Below are 18,806 nucleotides of genomic sequence, written 5' to 3'. Positions count from 1 at the left end.
GAATGATCAATATGGTAGAAAAAACATTTACAATAACAGAAGCTTCAGGAATTCATGCACGTCCAGCAACACTTTTAGTACAAGCGGTATCTAGTCTTAACGCAGAGGTCAATTTAGAATATAACGGAAAAAGCATTAACTTAAAATCAATTATGGGTGTTATGTCATTAGGAATTGGACAAGGAGCTGAAATTAAAATTGTTGCGTCTGGTTCAGATGAAGATGAAGCACTTGCTGCAGTGATTGAAACAATCACGAAACAGGGGTTAGGTCAATGATTGCTCAAAGTCTAAAAGGGATTGGAGCATCAGCAGGAATTGCTATCGCAAAAGCTTATCGATTAGAAGAACCTAAATTAAATGTAGAAAAAAGCAGTATAGAAAATATCGAAGCAGAAGTTCAACGCTTCGATGCTGCGGTTAAGCAATCAGCATCTGAGCTTGAACAAATCAAAGAGCATGCTTTCAAGGAGCTTGGAGAAGATAAGGCAGCGATTTTTGCTGCCCATCTTCTTGTTTTAAGTGATCCAGAATTGATTAATCCAATCAAGGACAAAATCACAACTGAAAAGGTTAATGCAGAATTTGCTTTACAGGAAGTGGCAAACATGTTTATCGGCATGTTCGAGTCCATGGACAACGAATACATGAAAGAGCGTGCGGCAGATATCCGTGATGTAACAAAACGTGTTGTGTCCCATCTTTTAGGTGTCACCATTCCGAACCCAAGTATGATCTTAGAAGAAGTGATTATCATTGCTGAGGACTTAACACCGTCGGATACAGCTCAATTGAACCGACAATATGTAAAAGGCTTTACGACTGATATTGGTGGACGTACATCCCATTCAGCGATTATGGCTCGTTCATTGGAAATTCCCGCAGTTGTTGGAACAAAAACAGTGACAGCTGATATCGAAAATGGCGTATTGGTCATCCTAGACGGTTTAGCTGGAACAGTCATTGTAGATCCGTCAGCTGATATGGTCAAAGAGTATGAAGAGAAAAAAGCCGCTTACGAAGCTCAAAAGGCAGAGTGGGCAAAGCTTGTGAATGAGCAGACCGTTTCGAAGGATGGACAACATGTTGAACTGGTTGCCAATATTGGTACACCTGAGGATGTAAAAGGTGTGCTTGAAAACGGCGGAGAAGGCGTTGGCTTATATCGTACGGAATTTTTATACATGGGACGTACGCAGCTTCCGACTGAAGAGGAGCAATTTGACGCTTATAAAACAGTATTAGAGCGCATGGATGGAAAGCCAGTTGTTGTCCGTACGCTTGATATCGGTGGTGATAAAGAGCTTCCATATTTAAATTTATCAAAGGAAATGAATCCATTCCTAGGGTTCCGTGCGATTCGTTTATGCTTAGAAGAGCAAGACATCTTCCGTACACAGCTTCGCGCATTGCTTCGTGCAAGTACGTTTGGAAACTTGAAAATTATGTTCCCAATGATCGCAACTCTCGGTGAATTCCGCCAAGCAAAAGCGATTTTACTAGAAGAAAAAGCGAAGTTACAGGCTGAAGGTGTAGCTGTTTCTGAGACAATTGAAATCGGAATCATGGTGGAAATTCCATCTACTGCCGTTATGGCCGACCAATTTGCGAAGGAAGTTGATTTCTTCTCCATTGGAACAAATGACTTAATTCAATATACAATGGCAGCAGACCGCATGAATGAACGAGTTTCCTATCTTTACCAGCCGTACAACCCAGCTATTTTACGTCTAGTCAAAATGGTCATCGATGCCGCACATAAAGAAGGAAAATGGGCAGGGATGTGTGGAGAAATGGCAGGGGATGAAATTGCGATCCCGATTTTACTTGGGCTTGGTTTAGATGAATTCAGTATGAGTGCTACATCGATTCTTCAGGCGAGAAGCCAAATTCGTCAGCTAGCGAAAGAAGAGATAAAAGGTACCATTGAACAAGTCTTAAACATGGACACAGCTGAGGAAGTTGAACAGTTTGTAAGAGAGAAGTTTTAAAGCTGATAAATCCTCGTGGTTGGGTTTACCACCTATTAAAATCAAGAAAAACACAGGTTTGATTTTTTGATCACCTGTGTTTTTTGCATGCCAAGGAGGAATCCGTGGGAAGGGGAATATAGTTGGGGAAATTATACATATTTCTTCCTCCTTTCCATTCACATATTCGATGTTTTATTTTGAAATGATTAACTTGAAAACCTTTACAGTCCATCGTAAACTACCTTTATTAATATTTTTCATTCTTATTATCAAATGTTAATTATTGATAGAAGTAGTTAGATAGTATTGTTGGCTGAATGTATTGAAGGAGAAATGGTAATAACAAAGGTTCGGCTTAGAAGGAATTTGTTTTTACAAAGATTAACGAGAAGCTAAATCCAATCGATAGAAGATCTGACCAGAATGCTGTATTTCCTGTATTAGCTCAATAAAGTTTTGAAAAAAAGGACTATAAATTTAATAGAAAAGTAAATGAACTAATGGAGGTATGAAAATGTCTAAAACGGTTGTAAAAGAAATTGGAATTTTAGTTCCTACATTTGAATTGGATAAATTGGCGATTTTATTTGATCAACAAGCTCCTAGGGACTTACGAGAAATGGCAATCGTCCATGAATTTGAAGAATTAACAGAAGAGCCATTAAAAGTTGGTGGTACAATTGAAATTGGGGATGAAGTTTTTACAATTACAGCATTAGGTTCACAGGCAAATCAAAACTTAAAGGAACGAGGGCATATCTCACTTTACTTTCGAGAACCTTTTGAAGAAATATTACCTGGTGCGGTATTTGCTAGCCCACATCATTTCCCGACATTTAAAGAAGGCACAATAATCTCTTTTAAATAGGTAGATTCGTTCATCCATGTATTGGATACATGATCTATTTTGTTTTTTTAAAAGACTCCTTATCATTATGGTTTTTTGGTTAGCCATGAAGATCAGGAGTCTTTTCTGTTTAATAGAGTATAAAAAATATTGCTGAAAAGTCAAAAAAACCAGTAAATATGTCAACTTTTTTAGTAAGGTTCTCTATTTACCTTATACAATGGCTACAGAAACGATACCCATGAAGGGCATGTAAAATAGGAATGTAGTCACCACAACCTTTAGATTCACTCATAATTAAACTATCCTCATAGATAGTATATGATAAAAAAGTACATACTTGTTTGCAAATCTATATCTGCTATATAATACGTTCAAATCTAAGTGAAGGAGGGTTCTAACATGAAGAAAAAATATATACCTCTGGATTTACGGCGATTCCGGATGTGATTGTGTGTAATCAATCGGCGTTGAAGAGGATATTCCGAAAGGATTCCAACAATTTGTTTAGATAAAATAAGCTGATTATGTTTAGTTATAATATGTATATAGGGAGAGGGTTTTTTGGAGGACATTTCAATATGGGTCGCATTCATAGGGGGATTATTAGCATTTATTTCTCCTTGTTGTCTACCTTTATATCCATCATTTATCTCTTATATTACTGGTGTAACCGTGGGAGAATTAAAAAATCAGCAGGGTCATTCTAATAGTAGGAAAATAGTTCTCTTACATTCAATTTATTTTTCAATTGGGTTTACAATCGTATATTTTGCATTAGGTTTTTCAGCGAGTTTCATCGGAAAAATTTTTTCTAACTATAATGATTTAATACGAATGTTGGGTGGGATTTTTCTTGTAACAATGGGAACGTTTATGTTAGATATTTTCAAACCAAGTTTTTTAATGAAAGAGCATCGTTTCCAATATACAAAAAGAAAAGTAGGATTTTTTAATTCGGTTATTGTGGGAATCGTATTCGGAGCAGGATGGTCTCCCTGCATAGGACCTATTTTTGGAGCAATTATGTATGCTAATATCATGTATCCTGCCCAAACTTTTTTTAATATTATCGCATATTCATTGGGTTTTTGCCTCCCATTTATAATCATGGCATTTTTCATGAGCAAAATAAAACTAATAGTAAAATATTCTGGATTATTTATGAAAATCGGTGGCGTTTTAATGATTATCATTGGATTAATGGTGTTTTTTGATAAAATGACATATGTAACTATTTGGGGCTCTCAAATACAGTATTTTTTTGAGGGAATGCTCAACAAATAAATAGATGGAATTCTCAACTAAGCACAAAAAGAGCTTTGGGAAGAAGGATAAGATGCATTGGTCAACAGCTTGAAATGATGGCGTCTGACTGGAAAAAAGGGAGCTTGTTTTTAAACAAACTCCCGCTTATATTTGGCTCTATAAGGTTGTATTAGCTTTTTATTGAAGGAAATCCTCGGTCGAAATTACATTGGCATACATACTTTGAAGTGCGCTGACAAACGCATAGTGAACCTGTTCAGCTGGAACGACATTACCTTGGTAAGATAAGTCTCTTGTCGCACATGCATCTTCAATCAGTGTAGTTTCAAAGCCTAGATCCACTGCAGCTCTAACTGTTGCATCAATACACATATGTGTCATCATACCTACAACAACTACTTTGGTTACACCATTTTCTCTTAATTTGCTTTCTAAATCAGTCTTCAAAAAGCTGTTAGGGAAATTTTTCACAATAATGTTTTCGTGTTCTAATGGTAGAACAGTTTCATGTAGTTCAGCGCCCTCTGTATCTGGAAGAAAGAAGCCTAACTCTGGACTACTTGCGATATGTTGGACATGAAAAATATTATCTTTGTTATTTTGTCTAAACCATTCAAGAACTTTAGCAGCATTAGCGGCTGCTTTTTCAGGGTTGCTTAATTCCATCTTTCCGTTTGGAAAATAGTCATTTTGAATATCGACAATAATTAAAGCTGTGCTCATTTTCTTTCACCTCATTTAAAATTTTGTTACACTACAATGATAAATAATATTTTAATTTCTATCGATACTTTGATGAAACACTTTTATATCAAATCATTTCATGGTGAAAGGAATGTATTATGGAACTTGATAACATTGATTTTCAGATCCTTCGGTTACTATCCGAAAATTCACGTATTCAATGGAAAGACCTAGGTGAACAAATTCATATGACGGGACAAGCAGTAGGAAATCGTATAAAAAAACTTGAGGAAAGTGGTGTAATTAAAGCTTACTCTCTAATAGTAGATGAAATGAAATTAGGATTTTCTTATACAGCATTTGTTATTATTTATATGAAAACAGCACACCATGATTCGTTTATTCGTTTTATTAATGATCGAAATGAGGTAGTTGAAGCTCATCGAGTATCGGGAGAAGGCTGTTACCATTTAAAAATAAAAGTTAATTCGCAAGAACAATTGAATCTTTTTCTTAATAAAACTCTCGATTATGGGAACTATTCTTTGTATCTATCAATACAAGAGATTAAACAATATAATAATCCGTTGACTGCCACATGACAAAAAACGTTTACTTTGTCTAGGAGAATAGTATTTTCAATCATTCTAGATTGTTTAGAATCCTTTTTTATCACTACTAAATTGTTGGTTTCTAAGATTTGAAATCACTTAGTGAAATGAATTAAGAGCTGAAATTCTTGATTAAACAAGCGTTTCAGCCTTTTCATATTTACAGAATATCCCTATATTTACTTGCCCTCAGTTAATGACTTGATCAATAAGGTGAAACATATGATCCTTATTAATCAAGTCATTAATGCAGAATATCTTCATTTCTTTCTCTTATTGTACTTTTCTCATTGGCATAATAATACTATTCTCTTGGATAGTATGAGTCGAAAAAGTGCGTACTTGTTTGCGTATTTACAACCGCTATATAATACATTCAAATCTGAGTAAAGAGGATGCGAACATAGGAGATTCTTACTCATTCGTTAACATCAGTAGTTGACCAAAAATGTTGATTAAAAAAGGCTGCATGTAATCGTTACCTTCTAAAAGAGAGGGCTAATGAACATATGAAAAGCTAGGAACTATTTTGTTAGGAAGTGTAGCTTATGATAAATAAAATGGTAGATATAAGGAAGTCACAACAACATCCTGTCTGGCTACAGGAGTATATTGATTCACCAGAAAAGCAAAGACAGCTTTATAAAAGAACATTAAGAGTTGTGATTCTTTCACAAATTTTTGGAGGAGCGGGACTTGCAGCCGGTATAACAGTAGGTGCACTTCTCGTACAAGATATGTTGGGAATCGAAAGTGCAGCAGGGATTCCAGTTGCTTTACTCACTTTAGGATCTGCGGGGGCCGCACTGATTGTAGGTCGGCTTTCACAGCGTTTTGGGCGACGGGCAGGACTTGCAGCCGGTTTTCTTGCTGGTGGACTGGGTGCGATCGGCGTTATAATTGCTGCCTTATTTAATAGCGTCTTGCTTTTATTCGCTTCCCTGCTTATTTATGGAGCTGGTACTGCCTCGAATCTGCAAGCACGATACGCAAGTACAGATCTGGCGACAGCTAAACAGCGGGCAACTGCTGTGAGTATGGCTATGTTTTCTACTACCTTTGGTGCTGTAGCGGGTCCTAACTTGGTCGGTGTGATGGGAGAATTTGCGCAATCTATTGGTATTCCAACTTTGGCTGGACCATTTATCTTAGCAGCCACAGCTTTTATCCTTGCCGGATTGGTTCTCTTACTTTTTCTTCGTCCAGATCCTTTGGTTGTGTCTACAGCTATAGCAAATGCGCAAGAGGAAGACAGTATAGTGCAGGCAGAACCAAATTCGGAAAGCTTTACAATAAACAAAAGAGGAATTGTCGTAGGCGCTACAGTGATGGTTTTGACTCAATTTGTTATGGCGGCCATTATGACCATGACACCAATCCATATGGGACATCATGGCCATGGTTTGAGAGAAGTAGGGTTGGTTATAGGTTTCCATATAGGAGCCATGTACTTTACTTCACCTCTGACAGGCCTGCTGGTAGATAAAGTCGGCCGTACTGCTATGGCTGTTGCTGCTGGTGTCACGCTTTTGGCCTCCGGTATGCTGGCGGCTTTTGCGACGGCAGACTCAATGGTACTGCTTATCTGTGCACTAGTACTGCTTGGTATTGGCTGGAACTTTGGCCTAATAAGCGGAACAGCTCTCATTATAGATGCAACACATCTATCTATTCGTGCTAAAACGCAGGGATCGGTTGATGTTTTGCTGGCACTATCAGGTGCCTCCGGCGGTGTGCTGTCAGGAATGGTAGTCGCTCATTCTAGTTACGCAGCATTATCCCTTTCTGGAGCTGTTTTGTCGCTATTGCTTATTCCTGTTGTTGTTTGGTCTCGCAAGATTTAAATCAAAGAGCTGATAGAAAGTTTTTGTACTGCATACGTCGCTGGGCGCTGGATGCAGTGTGCTTATCCACAGTACAAGAATTTTATAGTTTCCTAAACTAGAATAAAGGTAGCTTTCGGTAAGAAACTGAAAGCTGCCTTTTCGTATTTCCTTATCTTAAAACGAATATTTTTGAATGGTTTTTATAAAGTCTCATTTTAGTTAAAATCTTATCGTTCTATGTTTCGAAAAATTGCTTAAAATCTGTGTCTCATTAACCCTTATTGTGTACAAAACCCTCTCTTTTCTTACACGATCATTCTAATTCAAGAAGGGGAGCTACTTTCCTTTGGATATTTTCATATTCACACTATCCTTGTAGATAGTATGTGGTGGAAAAGTGCATACTTTTCGATTGATCTATATATGCTATATAATTCATTTAGATTCAAGTGAAACAGTCTGTCAAAGCATAAAAAATATATTACACCCCTTGATTTTACTATTTGTATTTGAGGGAGGGTCATATCTGTGTAAATGTTTTTAGACATATTGATAGGAGGAAAAATAAAGTATGTTCAATCAACTATATCAAGACCATATAGAAACATTACTTCAGAAAATCGAAGAAGCTGATGCAATTATAGTTGGTGGGGCTTCCGGGCTATCAAATTCCGCTGGTTATAACTGGTATCAGAGTAGTGGAGTGATTTGGAAAAATTTTAGTGAATTTGAAAGAGCATATGAGGTTCGTAGTTTGTGGGAAGCCCTTTATTATCGATATTCCTCCAGTGAAGAAAGATGGGGATATTTCACTAAGCTTATTCATTATTTGTACGATTCCAAACCAGGACAACCCTATTTGGACCTTTATGAGCTTATCAAGGATAAAGATTATTTTGTCGTCACTACGAATCAAGACTTCCAATTTACAAAAGTTTTTCCTGAGGATAAAATCAGTCTAATTCAAGGGGACTGGCGTTATTTTCAATGTAAAAGTCGCTGTCACGATAATGTTTATTATAATGAAAAGTCGATTCGGGAAATGCATAGTAAGTTGGCTGGAACGAAAATTCCTTCTGATTTAGTACCCAAATGTTCAGAATGCGGAGGCGAGATGGAGCCGTGGATTCGTTCCTTTATTTTTCTAGAGGGTAGCTTCTGGAAAAATCAAATTAAAAAATACCAAACATATCTTATGAAAAACAAATATAAAAAGGTTCTATTCCTGGAATTAGGCGTAGGAACGATGACACCAATGTTTATTAAAGAACCATTTTGGGAGATGACTTATAGTTTGCCGAGAGCATACTACATTAGCATTAATCCTAAAGATGCGGTGGTTCCTAGAGAGATAGAGGAAAAAGGACTTGCAATTAACGAAGATATTGCCCGGGTATTTCAAGATGCCTTGAATGAGAAGGCAATAAAATGAAGAGGGTTTAGAAGCATTATTAAAAGCGGGCATTTCATAGAATATAAAGGAAGTGTAATTGATAGTATAATTCTTTTCTTCAACTAGCAGCAGAAATTACTATTGATGATAGAAAGTATTTATAGAAAGACAGGAGGAAAACAAATGGAGAAAGCACCAAAAGATACACGTGTAGTTGTAGGAATGTCAGGCGGGGTCGATTCTTCTGTTGCGGCACTGCTTCTAAAAGAACAAGGCTATGACGTCATCGGAATATTCATGAAGAATTGGGACGATACAGATGAATTTGGGGTTTGTACGGCTACAGAAGACTATGAGGACGTTATCCGCGTCTGTAATCAACTAGGAATTCCCTATTACGCTGTGAATTTTGAAAAGCAGTATTGGGACAAGGTATTCACCTACTTTCTAGAAGAATATAAGACGGGAAGGACGCCGAATCCTGATGTGATATGCAATAAGGAAATCAAGTTCAAGGCATTTTTAGATCATGCCATGAGCCTTGGAGCCGATTATGTGGCTACAGGACATTATGCACGAGTGGTCAGAGAAGACGGGAAAGTTCACATGTTAAGAGGGAAGGATGAACAAAAAGATCAGACCTATTTCCTTAATCAATTAACAGAGGAGCAGTTAAGTAAGGTGTTATTTCCAATAGGTGATATGGAAAAACCAAAAGTAAGGGAATTAGCTGCCAAAGCTAATTTGGCGATAGCCTCCAAAAAAGATAGTACAGGCATTTGCTTTATTGGTGAACGAAATTTCAAAGAGTTCTTAAGTGGTTATTTGCCTGCTCAAAAGGGGAATATGGAAACATTCGACGGAAAAGTTGTCGGACATCATGATGGAATCATGTACTTTACAATCGGACAGAGGCATGGATTGGGTATTGGAGGAAACGGCGATCCTTGGTTTGTAATTGGAAAGGATATTGAAAGGAATGTACTATATGTTGGACAAGGCTTCCACCATGAAATGCTCTATTCAGACAGCATCATTACTGATCATGTAAGCTGGATTTCAAGAGAAGATATACCTGATACATTTGAATGTACTGCAAAATTCCGCTATCGCCAATCGGACAATAAAGTAACTGTAGAACGGTTGGATGATTCCAAAGTTAAAGTCATTTTCCACGAACCGATTCGTGCTATAACACCTGGACAAGCAGTTGTCTTCTATCGAGGAGAAGAATGCCTCGGTGGAGGAACTATTAACCAAGTGTATCGTGAAAACAAACAATTAACTTATGTAGGGTAAGAAGAATCGAAACTAAAAGCTGTCTCCTGTTAGGAGCGTCCCCCTATTTGAAGTAGGAAGATAATAAAATGATTGAAAATTAATTAGCTATAATTGATGAAAAATTAGTAGATTTGTTTAAAGTATTATCAAATGTTACTGGATTGATAAACAACTCTGTACGGTGCTAAGTAAAGATGGTTTTAAAGTAGCGTACGAAATTGGACAAGTTAAACCAGAACTCATAAGTAAGTATGCTCTGACTTTTATAGAGTTGTTAAAAAGCCGTAATAATCGTTTGGTGTGGGGTGGAATGACGGCATTAGCAACGATTGCTGAGGTAGCATCAGAAACTATTATGGCTCATCTTAACACATTAAAAAGTGCCATGAAAATCGGTTCGGTTATTACAATTGATAAGGGTGTCCTAACTCTTGCGAAACTAGCAACCGTCAGTAAGGAAAACAATGATGTGATTTTTCCTTTCTTACTTCATCACCTTGAGAATTGCAGACCAAAGGAAATTCCTCAGCACTCGGAAAGCACGCTTTTAGCCGTAACGGATGAAAATAAAGAGGAATTATTGAATGTGTTACGAAAAAGAGAAAAATACCTAACAGCTCCTCAACTAAAAAGAGTCAAAAAATTTATAAAACATTAGAAGCTTAATTGAAGTACAATTTGAGGTGATAGTATGAAAGAATATAAAAAGTGCCAAAGCTGCGCTATGCCGTGGTACGGAGAAGGATTTAGATAAAAGTTCTATGTTACTGTAAGCATTGTTATCAAGAAGGGGAATTCACGCAAAAGGACATTTCTGTAGATGAAATGAAACAATTTGTAAAAGATAAATGCATCGAAATGGGTTTTCCGAAGTTATTGGCAGGAATGTTTGTAAAAAAACTTCATAAATTGGAGAGGTGGAAATAGACATTACAATCCAAGCTGAAAGAGGATTATGTAATGCTTACCTCATTTTGTTATATTAGATTTTTTATACCATTTATAGTTAAGTTACATTGAGTTTTAAAGGTATGTCTAATTTTTATTGTGAAAATTAATAATGAAGTGCGTCGACGCTTTATAAAACAATAAGGGGCTGTCCAGAAAGTCAATGACAACTGACTTTCTGGACAGCCCCTTATAATACGAGCACCCGTTGGCTTAATAATGAACATTTAGCAATTTGATTAATTTTATGATTTTTTCATCGTCACCCGGATCAACGTGCACTAGCTTTTTATTTTTAATAATATCTGTGTAGAATTTTTTACCGGCAGGGTAACTGCCATCCCAACGTAAAGGAACGTTGTATACATTAATCGTGCCATCGCCATTACTACTATAAGTTACTGATCCATCTACTAAGCGAGAACCTGCTAACTGGATAACAGCTTCTGGATAACTAGCACTGGTGTCATCATCAGGGTTGAGTGGTGTGCCAGCTGGAATATGTCGAACATACAATCCATCTATATCTTGATTGGGTCCAAGTTGCAACCAAATTCTAGCGTATTCAATTTGTTCACTAGAATACTGGGATAGTGTTTCTTTGTATTTCTCATCCCCTACATTTAAGTCACTATTTTCAGTTGGGGTTTGGTCAGTGTCAGTATTTGAATCGTTTTCAATGCTCTCTTGTTTTTTATTTTCATTCTTGTGGGGGGATGTCGAGCTATTACTCGAAGAATTGTTTAATGAATCCATTGTTTCAGAAGAATCATCTGTGCTTTTTTGCGAAGTGCGATTCGTTTGTGACTGATTATCGGTTGTTGAAGTGGACTCATCGGACGAATTACAAGCAGAAAATACTACTAACAATACGGCTAATAAAGCTGCAACAATTAAAAATTTGTTTCTCTTCACTTTTACAACTCCAATCTTTTCTAAAACGTGCTATCTGTCTCATTCTAGCATAACAAAAACCTTTTGGAAAAATAAGTAACATTTTATAATGTTTAGGACAAACCTTCTTTATTGTGTCGTCGTAATTCTACCCAGCCAATGAAATTTTTGTTTCTTAAAAGGTTCTTTAAGAATTTATCTACAACTTTTTCTTCCATACATTCAGTGTACTAGGCGTAATACTTCACAATAGTTTGGACTTGCTCGGAAATTTCCTAGTTTACCTTGGACTTTTTAAGGTTTTTGGGCTTGTATAGCCTAAACGAATTACATAAGAGACTTAGTATCTAAGATTTTAGTCTATTCAACTTTATGTGGAATTTTTTCCATGTACTTTTAATAGAGAGGCATAGCTTCGTCAGCACTTTCCTAAAACGATTACAATTATATGTTGCGTGCGAAAAAATATTATGCTATTATGTGTGTAACCGGTTACACATGAGGGGTGAATCGATGGCTACTATACGGGATGTTGCAAAAAAAGCTGGAGTATCTGTGGCGACCGTTTCAAGAGTATTAAACAATAAAGGTTATGCACATGAAGATACTAGGAAGCTAGTAAACGAGGCAATTAAAGAATTAAATTACAAACCAAATGAAGTGGCAAGATCTCTTTATAACAAAAAATCAAGATTAATAGGGTTATTGCTTCCGGATATTCGAAATCCCTACTTTCCTGAGTTAGCTCGTGGGGTAGAGGATGAAATGCAGGAGCAAGGACTTCATTTAATTATTGGAAATGCTGATGAAAAACTTGAAAAAGAAATAGATTATATACAGACTTTTAAACAAAATAATGTAATAGGTATTATTTCAGCAACAAATCAGGCTGAAACAAAACTTTACGAAAACTTATCTTTTCCTGTTGTATTACTAGATCGGATAACAAATAGTTATCCTTCAGTTTATGCAGATGGATTGGATGGGGGAAAAAAAGCAGCACAAGAAATGATTCGAAGGGGAAGTAAGCGAATTGCTTTACTTAAAGGGCCTATTGAATTAAGGACAGCACAAGACAGATTCAAAGGTGCAGTTGATGAGCTGTGTAATGCTAATGTGGACTTTCAGGTTATTACTTCATCGTTTAGTTTTCACGATGCAGAAAAAATGGCTAAAACTTTATTTGAGAAATTTCCTGAAACAGATGGGGTAATTGCCAGCAATGATCTTAGTGCAGCAGCGATATTACATGAGGCGTTGCGAATAGGAAGATCCATTCCGGATGACTTACAAATTATCGGATATGATGATATACCGCTTAGCAAGTTGCTATTCCCACCACTTTCTACCATTAGACAACCTGCCTATGATATGGGAAGAGAAGCAGCAAAATTATTAATGAAAATTATTAATAAAAAACCGTTAGTGCAGAAGAATATCCAAATGCCAGTTACATTTATTGAAAGGCAAACGACAAGAAAGGTTGAGAAAAATGATTAAAATGACGATTATCGGTAGTTCTTCTATGGATTTGGTTGTAACCGCTTCAAAACGGCCAAATAAAGGGGAAACGATTCTTGGGGAGAGCTTTAAGACAGTTCCTGGTGGCAAAGGGGCTAACCAGGCTGTCGCAGCTGCCAGGCTCGGTGCTGAAGTGTATATGGTGGGATGTGTAGGTGACGATGAGTTTGGTGAACAAATAGTTAACAATTTCACTTCTAATGGTGTTTTCACAACTTATGTGAAACCGGTTACACATTCAGGGACAGGAACAGCACATATTACCCTAGCAGATGGCGATAACAGTATTATTGTAGTTAAAGGTGCTAATAATTATGTCACACCTGATTTAGTTGAAAAGGCACTGGGTGTCATACGTGAATCAGATATTGTCCTAATCCAGCAAGAAATTCCTGAGGAAACAGTAGAATATGTAACAGAAATTTGCTTTGCAAATGATGTGCCCTTATTACTAAATCCAGCACCGGCAAGACCTATTAGTAAAACGGTGATTGAAAAGGCAACTTATATTACACCAAATGAAGGGGAAGCTTCTGTTCTTTTTGAGAACAAGGATATCCATGAAGCATTAAAATGGTTTCCAAATAAATTATTGGTTACAGAAGGTAAAAACGGAGTTCGTTATTATGATGGTGAAAATGAAATACTTGTCCCCGCTTATCCTGTTGACGCAGTTGATACAACAGGTGCAGGAGATACATTTAATGCAGCTTTTGCAGTGGCAGTAGCTGAGGGGAAAAGCATAGAAGATAGCATTCGTTTTGCTAATCGGGCTGCATCTTTGTCCGTAACAAAATTTGGTGCACAGGGTGGTATGCCAACAAGAGAAGAAGTAGAAGGGAATTTATAAAAATGAAACGTTATGGAATTTTAAACAGCCACATTTCAAAGATTTTAGCTGATCTGGGTCATACCGATTATATTGTAATAGCAGATGCTGGTTTGCCCATTCCAGAGGGCGTTAAAAAGATAGATTTAGCAGTCAAAACTGGCATGCCTTCATTTATAGATGTAGTGAATGTCGTTGAAGAGGATATGGTTATCGAAAAAGTGATAATTGCCTCTGAAATAGAAGAAGGAAATCCTGAACATGCTAAATATGTAATGGATAAATTCGCTAATAAGAAAATAGAACACGTTTCCCATGAGGAGTTTAAACAATTAACTAAACAAGCTAAAGCAGTAATTCGTACGGGTGAGAGTACACCGTATGCAAACTGTATTTTACAATCAGGAGTATTTTTTTAATAGAATGAGGTGATAAACATGCGAATTATGATGGAAAACATCTATAAAGCATTTGGAACCAATCAAGTTTTAACAGGTGTTGATTTTGATTTAGTGGATGGGGAAGTACATGCCTTAATGGGGGAAAATGGTGCAGGGAAATCAACGATGATGAACGTACTTACAGGGATGCATGCCCGTGATAAAGGGAAAATCACAATTGATGGAGAGGAAACCTATTTTAAGAACCCAAAAGAAGCGGAGCAAAGTGGAATCACCTTTATTCATCAGGAATTAAATATTTGGCCTGATATGACTGTTCTAGAAAACTTATTTATTGGTAAGGAACTAAAGAATTCTTTTGGCTTTTTAAAAACAACTGAAATGAAAGCGTTAGCAAGGAAACAGTTTGATAGATTAGCAGTATCAATTCCGTTAGATAAAGAGGCAGGAAGTTGTTCTGTTGGGGAACAGCAAATGATTGAAATTGCTAAGGCTTTAATGACAGAAGCAAAAGTGATTATAATGGATGAACCTACTGCTGCATTGACAGAAAGGGAAATCAGCAAACTTTTTGATGTTATTTCTTCATTAAAAAAAGCAGGAGTATCAATCGTATATATTTCTCATCGAATGGAGGAGATTTTCTCCATCTGTGACAGGATTACAGTAATGCGTGATGGGAAAACTGTTGACACGAAGGCAATCCCAGAAACAAATTTTGATGAGGTTGTTAGGAAAATGGTTGGAAGGGAATTAACCGATCGATATCCTAAACGAAATCCTAACCCGGGTGAAACCGTTCTTCAAGTAAAGGGTTTAACAAAAAAAGGATATTTTGAAGATGTGAATTTTTCAGTTTGTGCTGGAGAAATAGTTGGGGTTTCAGGCTTGATGGGAGCCGGTCGAACAGAAATCATGAGGGCAATCTTTGGCCTTGATGCGATCGATGGCGGTGAAACTTGGCTGAAAGGTAAGAAAGTGACGATTAAAACACCGGAACAGGCTGTTAAGTTAGGTATCGGATTCATTACAGAAGATCGCAAAGATGAGGGATTAATCCTAGATTTCTCAATAAGAGATAATATGGTTTTGCCAACTCTCTCTAGCTTCGCTCCAAAAGGGATCATTAATGAAAAAAGTGAGACAGACTTTGTTAATATGCTAATCAAACGCTTGACAGTAAAAACGGAATCCAAAGATATTGCTGTTGGAAAGCTATCAGGGGGAAATCAGCAAAAAGTGGTCATTGCCAAGTGGGTAGGAATAGGGCCGAAATTACTTATATTAGATGAACCAACTAGAGGAGTAGATGTTGGAGCGAAGAGAGAAATTTATCAACTAATGAATGAATTAACAGATCGGGGTGTAGCTATCATCATGGTATCTTCAGAATTACCTGAGATCCTTGGAATGAGTGATCGAATCCTCGTCGTTCATGAAGGAAAAATAAATGGAGAATTATTGAAAGAAGATGCGACCCAAGAAAAAATTATGACATTGGCAACAGGAGGTCAATAAAATGAATTCCATTAATACAGTGACAAAGCCTGGCAAGACAAATATGATGAATGCAATTACCCAAAAGTTAGGGCCATTGCTAGGTTTAATTATATTAGTTGTGATTGTGTCGATATTAAATCCAAGTTTTCTCGAGCCTTTGAATATCTTAAATTTATTAAGACAGGTTGCGATTAATGCACTTATTGCTTTTGGTATGACATTTGTTATTTTAACAGGAGGAATTGATTTATCTGTCGGGGCTATTCTTGCTTTATCCAGTGCTTTGACAGCAGGAATGATGGTATCTGGTGTAGACCCGATTCTTGCGATCATCATTGGATGTATTCTTGGTGGCTTGATGGGAACGGTAAACGGATTATTCATTACCAAGGGAAAAATGGCTCCATTTATTGCTACACTAGCAACAATGACGATCTTCAGAGGATTAACACTTGTTTATACTGGTGGAAACCCGATTACTGGTCTTGGTGATAATTATCTGTTTCAGTTATTTGGCCGTGGTTATTTTCTAGGAATACCTGTACCAGCTATTACGATGATCCTTGCATTTGTTTTCTTATTCATTCTTCTTCACAAAACTCCATTCGGACGAAAAACATATGCGATTGGTGGAAATGAAAAAGCAGCATTAATTTCAGGGATTAAAGTACCAAAAGTAAAAATTATGATTTATAGCCTTTCGGGAATGCTTGCAGCTTTGGCGGGTGCGATCTTAACATCTCGTTTAAATTCAGCACAGCCTACAGCTGGCACTTCATATGAGCTTGATGCGATTGCAGCAGTTGTGTTAGGAGGGACAAGCCTTTCAGGAGGAAAAGGAAGAATTTTTGGGACACTTATCGGTGCTTTAATTATCGGTACCTTAAATAACGGCTTGAATCTTCTTGGAGTATCATCTTTTTACCAAATGGTGGTTAAGGGGATCGTTATATTAATTGCAGTATTACTTGACCGTAAAAAGTAGTATAGGGAGAGATCATGATGAAAAAATTAATAGTTTTATGTCTATCACTAACACTTTTGCTCCTAAGTGCTTGTTCAATGCAACCGCCTGGATGGGCAAAACCGGATAAAAAAGAAAGTTTAAAAGATATTAAAATTGGCTTATCGGTTTCCACATTAAATAACCCATTTTTTGTTTCTTTAAGGGATGGAGTTGTTAAAGAAGTAGAAGCCTTAGGTATGGAAGTTATTATCGTAGATGCACAAAATGACTCTGCAAAACAAGTTAATGACGTGGAGGATTTAATTCAGCAAGGTGTAGATGCTTTGCTCATTAATCCAACAGATTCCGCTTCCATTTCAACTGCTGTTCAATCAGCGAATAATATTGGCATACCGGTAGTTACGTTGGATCGCTCAGCAGATAAAGGCAAAGTAGAAGCATTAGTGGCTTCAGATAATATAAAAGGCGGGGAAATGGCTGCAAATTATATTATTGAAAAGTTTGGAGAAAATGCACAAGTTATTGAATTAGAGGGAGTTCCAGGGGCATCTGCCACACGTGAAAGAGGTCAGGGATTCCATAACATAGCAGATCAAAAATTGAATATAATTGCTAAACAAGCAGCTGATTTTGATCGTACAAAAGGATTAACTGTAATGGAAAATCTTCTGCAAGCAAATCCTGATATTAAAGCTGTATTTGCTCATAATGATGAAATGGCATTGGGGGCTATTGAGGCAATTAATAGCTCTGGTAAGGAAGTTATGGTCATTGGATTTGATGGGAATGACGACGCACTAAATGCTATTAAATCAGGAGATATGGAAGCGACAGTTGCTCAACAATCAGAGTTAATTGGTAAGCTCGCTGTAGATGCTGCAAGAGACGTTTTGCAGGGTAAAAAGGTTGAGAATATCATAGCTGCTCCACTAAAATTAGTAACGCAAGATAATTAAAATAGCATATATTTTGAACTGGAGAAAGATTATACGAATGGCCGCCAGCAGGGTATTTTAGGATTAATGGTGGTGAACCGTATCATAAGTAAATGAGGTTTTTGTTAAAATTATTGGTGAGAAGCTAGATAGACTTGTTTCCATGTTCTACACGTTTGGAGTGTATTTGACAACTCATTTTAAAGAAAGACAACTATCCATTTGGAAGTTGTCTTTTTAAGTTTCTTTTAAGCATTATTAAATATGGATAGTAAATCTTTAATCATAGTAACCTTTTCAAACAGTTAATGAGGATTAGCAGAGTTAATTTTGAATTTATTCTCAAATTCTATAAATCTATCCGTGTACGACAAATTTATAGATACTTTATTTCTTAATTTTCGCATCGCCTTTTTCCTCCCTTTCGAATGGTCAAACGATTTATATTTGCTTTCCGCCTCTAGGTTCATCGATAAGCTCATTAGCCTTTTACTATAAGTAGAATTTTTTAATATGGCGAAGTGGTAAAAGAATGGATCGGGAAGGATTTAGGTCTTTACGGGAGGTTTTTGATTTTTTTCGGTTTGAACAACAAGGGTTTTTCTATGTAGTTTTCTTTGTAGTAATCTCTGGTTTCTAGTATTGCTTGGTTCAGGATGACTTCTAATTACTTGGAAAATTTGCTTTTTCTATTTTAGATGATACTGAATTTTCGCAAAAAATAGAATTATATTGACATTTTCAGCGATGGTTGATAAGTTTATATAAAAATATTTCTTATCCAGAGAGGTGGAGGGACTGGCCCGATGAAACCTCAGCAACAGGTCTGTTTAAGACACTGTGCTAATTCCAGCGGGTGATATCCTGATAGATAAGAGCGTCCGTTTTTATTTGTCAGCAGCGCACTCTTCTAGAGTGTGTTTTTGTT

At 36.8% G+C, this 18,806-nt stretch carries 18 protein-coding genes and 1 riboswitch; of the genes, 16 read left to right on the top strand and 2 right to left on the bottom strand.

Annotation, left to right across the window (positions count from 1 at the left end):
* The first annotated feature begins 11 nt into the window (after positions 1 to 11).
* The 4 genes from K9V48_RS04925 to K9V48_RS04910 all read left to right on the top strand — a co-directional run bounded on the left by K9V48_RS04925 (position 12) and on the right by K9V48_RS04910 (position 4,106).
* Entirely contained in the window at positions 12 to 278 is a 267-nt protein-coding gene (locus K9V48_RS04925; RefSeq protein ID WP_224137410.1) for a phosphocarrier protein HPr, read from the top strand.
* The gene (gene ptsP, locus K9V48_RS04920; protein WP_224137408.1) at positions 275 to 1,990 is read left to right on the top strand and encodes a phosphoenolpyruvate--protein phosphotransferase; all 1,716 of its coding nucleotides are present in this window, start codon (positions 275 to 277) and stop codon (positions 1,988 to 1,990) included. The genes K9V48_RS04925 and ptsP overlap by 4 nt, the downstream gene beginning before the upstream one ends.
* Before the next feature lie 496 nt (positions 1,991 to 2,486).
* Complete coding sequence (locus K9V48_RS04915; protein ID WP_224137407.1) at positions 2,487 to 2,840, top strand: PTS glucitol/sorbitol transporter subunit IIA; 354 nt, start codon at positions 2,487 to 2,489, stop codon at positions 2,838 to 2,840.
* A gap of 543 nt (positions 2,841 to 3,383) precedes the next feature.
* A complete protein-coding gene (locus K9V48_RS04910; RefSeq protein WP_224137405.1) occupies positions 3,384 to 4,106 on the top strand; it encodes a cytochrome c biogenesis CcdA family protein in 723 nt (240 codons plus the stop codon).
* A gap of 159 nt (positions 4,107 to 4,265) precedes the next feature.
* Here K9V48_RS04910 and K9V48_RS04905 read toward each other — a convergent pair whose 3' ends face one another.
* Entirely contained in the window at positions 4,266 to 4,811 is a 546-nt protein-coding gene (locus tag K9V48_RS04905) for a cysteine hydrolase family protein (protein WP_224137403.1), read from the bottom strand.
* A 119-nt stretch (positions 4,812 to 4,930) separates the two neighbouring features.
* On the opposite strand from K9V48_RS04905, the gene K9V48_RS04900 reads away from it, so the two are divergent.
* The 6 genes from K9V48_RS04900 (at position 4,931) to K9V48_RS29960 (ending at position 10,810) form a co-directional block, all read left to right on the top strand.
* Positions 4,931 to 5,374 (top strand): Lrp/AsnC family transcriptional regulator, encoded by a 444-nt coding sequence (locus K9V48_RS04900; RefSeq protein WP_224137401.1) that lies wholly within the window; start codon positions 4,931 to 4,933, stop codon positions 5,372 to 5,374.
* A 557-nt stretch (positions 5,375 to 5,931) separates the two neighbouring features.
* Positions 5,932 to 7,227, top strand: coding sequence for an MFS transporter (locus K9V48_RS04895; protein WP_224137399.1), 1,296 nt, complete (start codon positions 5,932 to 5,934; stop codon positions 7,225 to 7,227).
* Positions 7,228 to 7,780: 553 nt separating this feature from the next.
* Positions 7,781 to 8,641, top strand: coding sequence for an SIR2 family NAD-dependent protein deacylase (locus K9V48_RS04890; RefSeq protein WP_224137397.1), 861 nt, complete (start codon positions 7,781 to 7,783; stop codon positions 8,639 to 8,641).
* Between the two features lie 144 nt (positions 8,642 to 8,785).
* Positions 8,786 to 9,901, top strand: a complete 1,116-nt coding sequence (gene mnmA, locus K9V48_RS04885) for a tRNA 2-thiouridine(34) synthase MnmA (protein ID WP_224137395.1) — start codon at positions 8,786 to 8,788, stop codon at positions 9,899 to 9,901.
* 292 nt (positions 9,902 to 10,193) lie between these two features.
* The gene (locus tag K9V48_RS04880) at positions 10,194 to 10,541 is read left to right on the top strand and encodes a hypothetical protein (protein ID WP_224137393.1); all 348 of its coding nucleotides are present in this window, start codon (positions 10,194 to 10,196) and stop codon (positions 10,539 to 10,541) included.
* Between the two features lie 92 nt (positions 10,542 to 10,633).
* Positions 10,634 to 10,810, top strand: a complete 177-nt coding sequence (locus K9V48_RS29960; RefSeq protein ID WP_224137541.1) for a zinc ribbon domain-containing protein — start codon at positions 10,634 to 10,636, stop codon at positions 10,808 to 10,810.
* Between the two features lie 234 nt (positions 10,811 to 11,044).
* Here the strand turns inward: K9V48_RS29960 and K9V48_RS04870 are convergent, their stop codons facing one another.
* A complete protein-coding gene (locus K9V48_RS04870) occupies positions 11,045 to 11,746 on the bottom strand; it encodes a YdeJ family lipoprotein (protein WP_224137391.1) in 702 nt (233 codons plus the stop codon).
* A gap of 492 nt (positions 11,747 to 12,238) precedes the next feature.
* Here K9V48_RS04870 and K9V48_RS04865 point away from each other — a divergent pair, with 492 nt between their 5' ends.
* The 6 genes from K9V48_RS04865 to rbsB are packed head-to-tail and all read left to right on the top strand — an operon-like array spanning position 12,239 to position 17,899.
* On the top strand, positions 12,239 to 13,225 hold the full coding sequence (locus K9V48_RS04865) for a LacI family DNA-binding transcriptional regulator (protein WP_224137389.1): 987 nt from the start codon (positions 12,239 to 12,241) through the stop codon (positions 13,223 to 13,225).
* Positions 13,218 to 14,096 (top strand): ribokinase, encoded by an 879-nt coding sequence (gene rbsK, locus K9V48_RS04860; RefSeq protein WP_224137388.1) that lies wholly within the window; start codon positions 13,218 to 13,220, stop codon positions 14,094 to 14,096. Before K9V48_RS04865 ends, rbsK begins: the two co-directional genes overlap by 8 nt.
* 2 nt (positions 14,097 to 14,098) lie before the next feature.
* Positions 14,099 to 14,494, top strand: a complete 396-nt coding sequence (rbsD, locus tag K9V48_RS04855; RefSeq protein ID WP_224137386.1) for a D-ribose pyranase — start codon at positions 14,099 to 14,101, stop codon at positions 14,492 to 14,494.
* Positions 14,495 to 14,512: 18 nt separating this feature from the next.
* A complete protein-coding gene (locus K9V48_RS04850; protein ID WP_224137385.1) occupies positions 14,513 to 15,994 on the top strand; it encodes a sugar ABC transporter ATP-binding protein in 1,482 nt (493 codons plus the stop codon).
* A 43-nt stretch (positions 15,995 to 16,037) separates the two neighbouring features.
* Entirely contained in the window at positions 16,038 to 16,961 is a 924-nt protein-coding gene (gene rbsC, locus K9V48_RS04845; RefSeq protein WP_224137540.1) for an ABC transporter permease subunit, read from the top strand.
* Positions 16,962 to 16,978: 17 nt separating this feature from the next.
* Positions 16,979 to 17,899, top strand: a complete 921-nt coding sequence (gene rbsB / locus K9V48_RS04840; RefSeq protein WP_224137383.1) for a ribose ABC transporter substrate-binding protein RbsB — start codon at positions 16,979 to 16,981, stop codon at positions 17,897 to 17,899.
* Between the two features lie 753 nt (positions 17,900 to 18,652).
* Positions 18,653 to 18,756: riboswitch (SAM riboswitch) on the top strand.
* Positions 18,757 to 18,806: the final 50 nt, after the last annotated feature.

The sequence above is a fragment of the Metabacillus rhizolycopersici genome (genome assembly GCF_020075705.1).
Note: the sequence above shows the minus strand (reverse complement) of the source record. Positions and strands in the feature narration are given on the sequence as shown.

Coding starts and splice junctions, on each gene's coding strand:
- ptsP (WP_224137408.1), top strand. CDS start 275: ATGATTGCTCAAAGTCTAAAAGGGATTGGAGCATCAGCAGGAATTGCT.
- K9V48_RS04915 (WP_224137407.1), top strand. CDS start 2,487: ATGTCTAAAACGGTTGTAAAAGAAATTGGAATTTTAGTTCCTACATTT.
- K9V48_RS04895 (WP_224137399.1), top strand. CDS start 5,932: ATGATAAATAAAATGGTAGATATAAGGAAGTCACAACAACATCCTGTC.
- K9V48_RS04880 (WP_224137393.1), top strand. CDS start 10,194: ATGACGGCATTAGCAACGATTGCTGAGGTAGCATCAGAAACTATTATG.
- rbsK (WP_224137388.1), top strand. CDS start 13,218: ATGATTAAAATGACGATTATCGGTAGTTCTTCTATGGATTTGGTTGTA.
- rbsB (WP_224137383.1), top strand. CDS start 16,979: ATGAAAAAATTAATAGTTTTATGTCTATCACTAACACTTTTGCTCCTA.
- K9V48_RS04850 (WP_224137385.1), top strand. CDS start 14,513: ATGCGAATTATGATGGAAAACATCTATAAAGCATTTGGAACCAATCAA.
- K9V48_RS04900 (WP_224137401.1), top strand. CDS start 4,931: ATGGAACTTGATAACATTGATTTTCAGATCCTTCGGTTACTATCCGAA.
- K9V48_RS04890 (WP_224137397.1), top strand. CDS start 7,781: ATGTTCAATCAACTATATCAAGACCATATAGAAACATTACTTCAGAAA.
- rbsD (WP_224137386.1), top strand. CDS start 14,099: ATGAAACGTTATGGAATTTTAAACAGCCACATTTCAAAGATTTTAGCT.
- mnmA (WP_224137395.1), top strand. CDS start 8,786: ATGGAGAAAGCACCAAAAGATACACGTGTAGTTGTAGGAATGTCAGGC.
- rbsC (WP_224137540.1), top strand. CDS start 16,038: ATGATGAATGCAATTACCCAAAAGTTAGGGCCATTGCTAGGTTTAATT.
- K9V48_RS04865 (WP_224137389.1), top strand. CDS start 12,239: ATGGCTACTATACGGGATGTTGCAAAAAAAGCTGGAGTATCTGTGGCG.
- K9V48_RS04905 (WP_224137403.1), bottom strand. CDS start 4,811: ATGAGCACAGCTTTAATTATTGTCGATATTCAAAATGACTATTTTCCA.
- K9V48_RS04925 (WP_224137410.1), top strand. CDS start 12: ATGGTAGAAAAAACATTTACAATAACAGAAGCTTCAGGAATTCATGCA.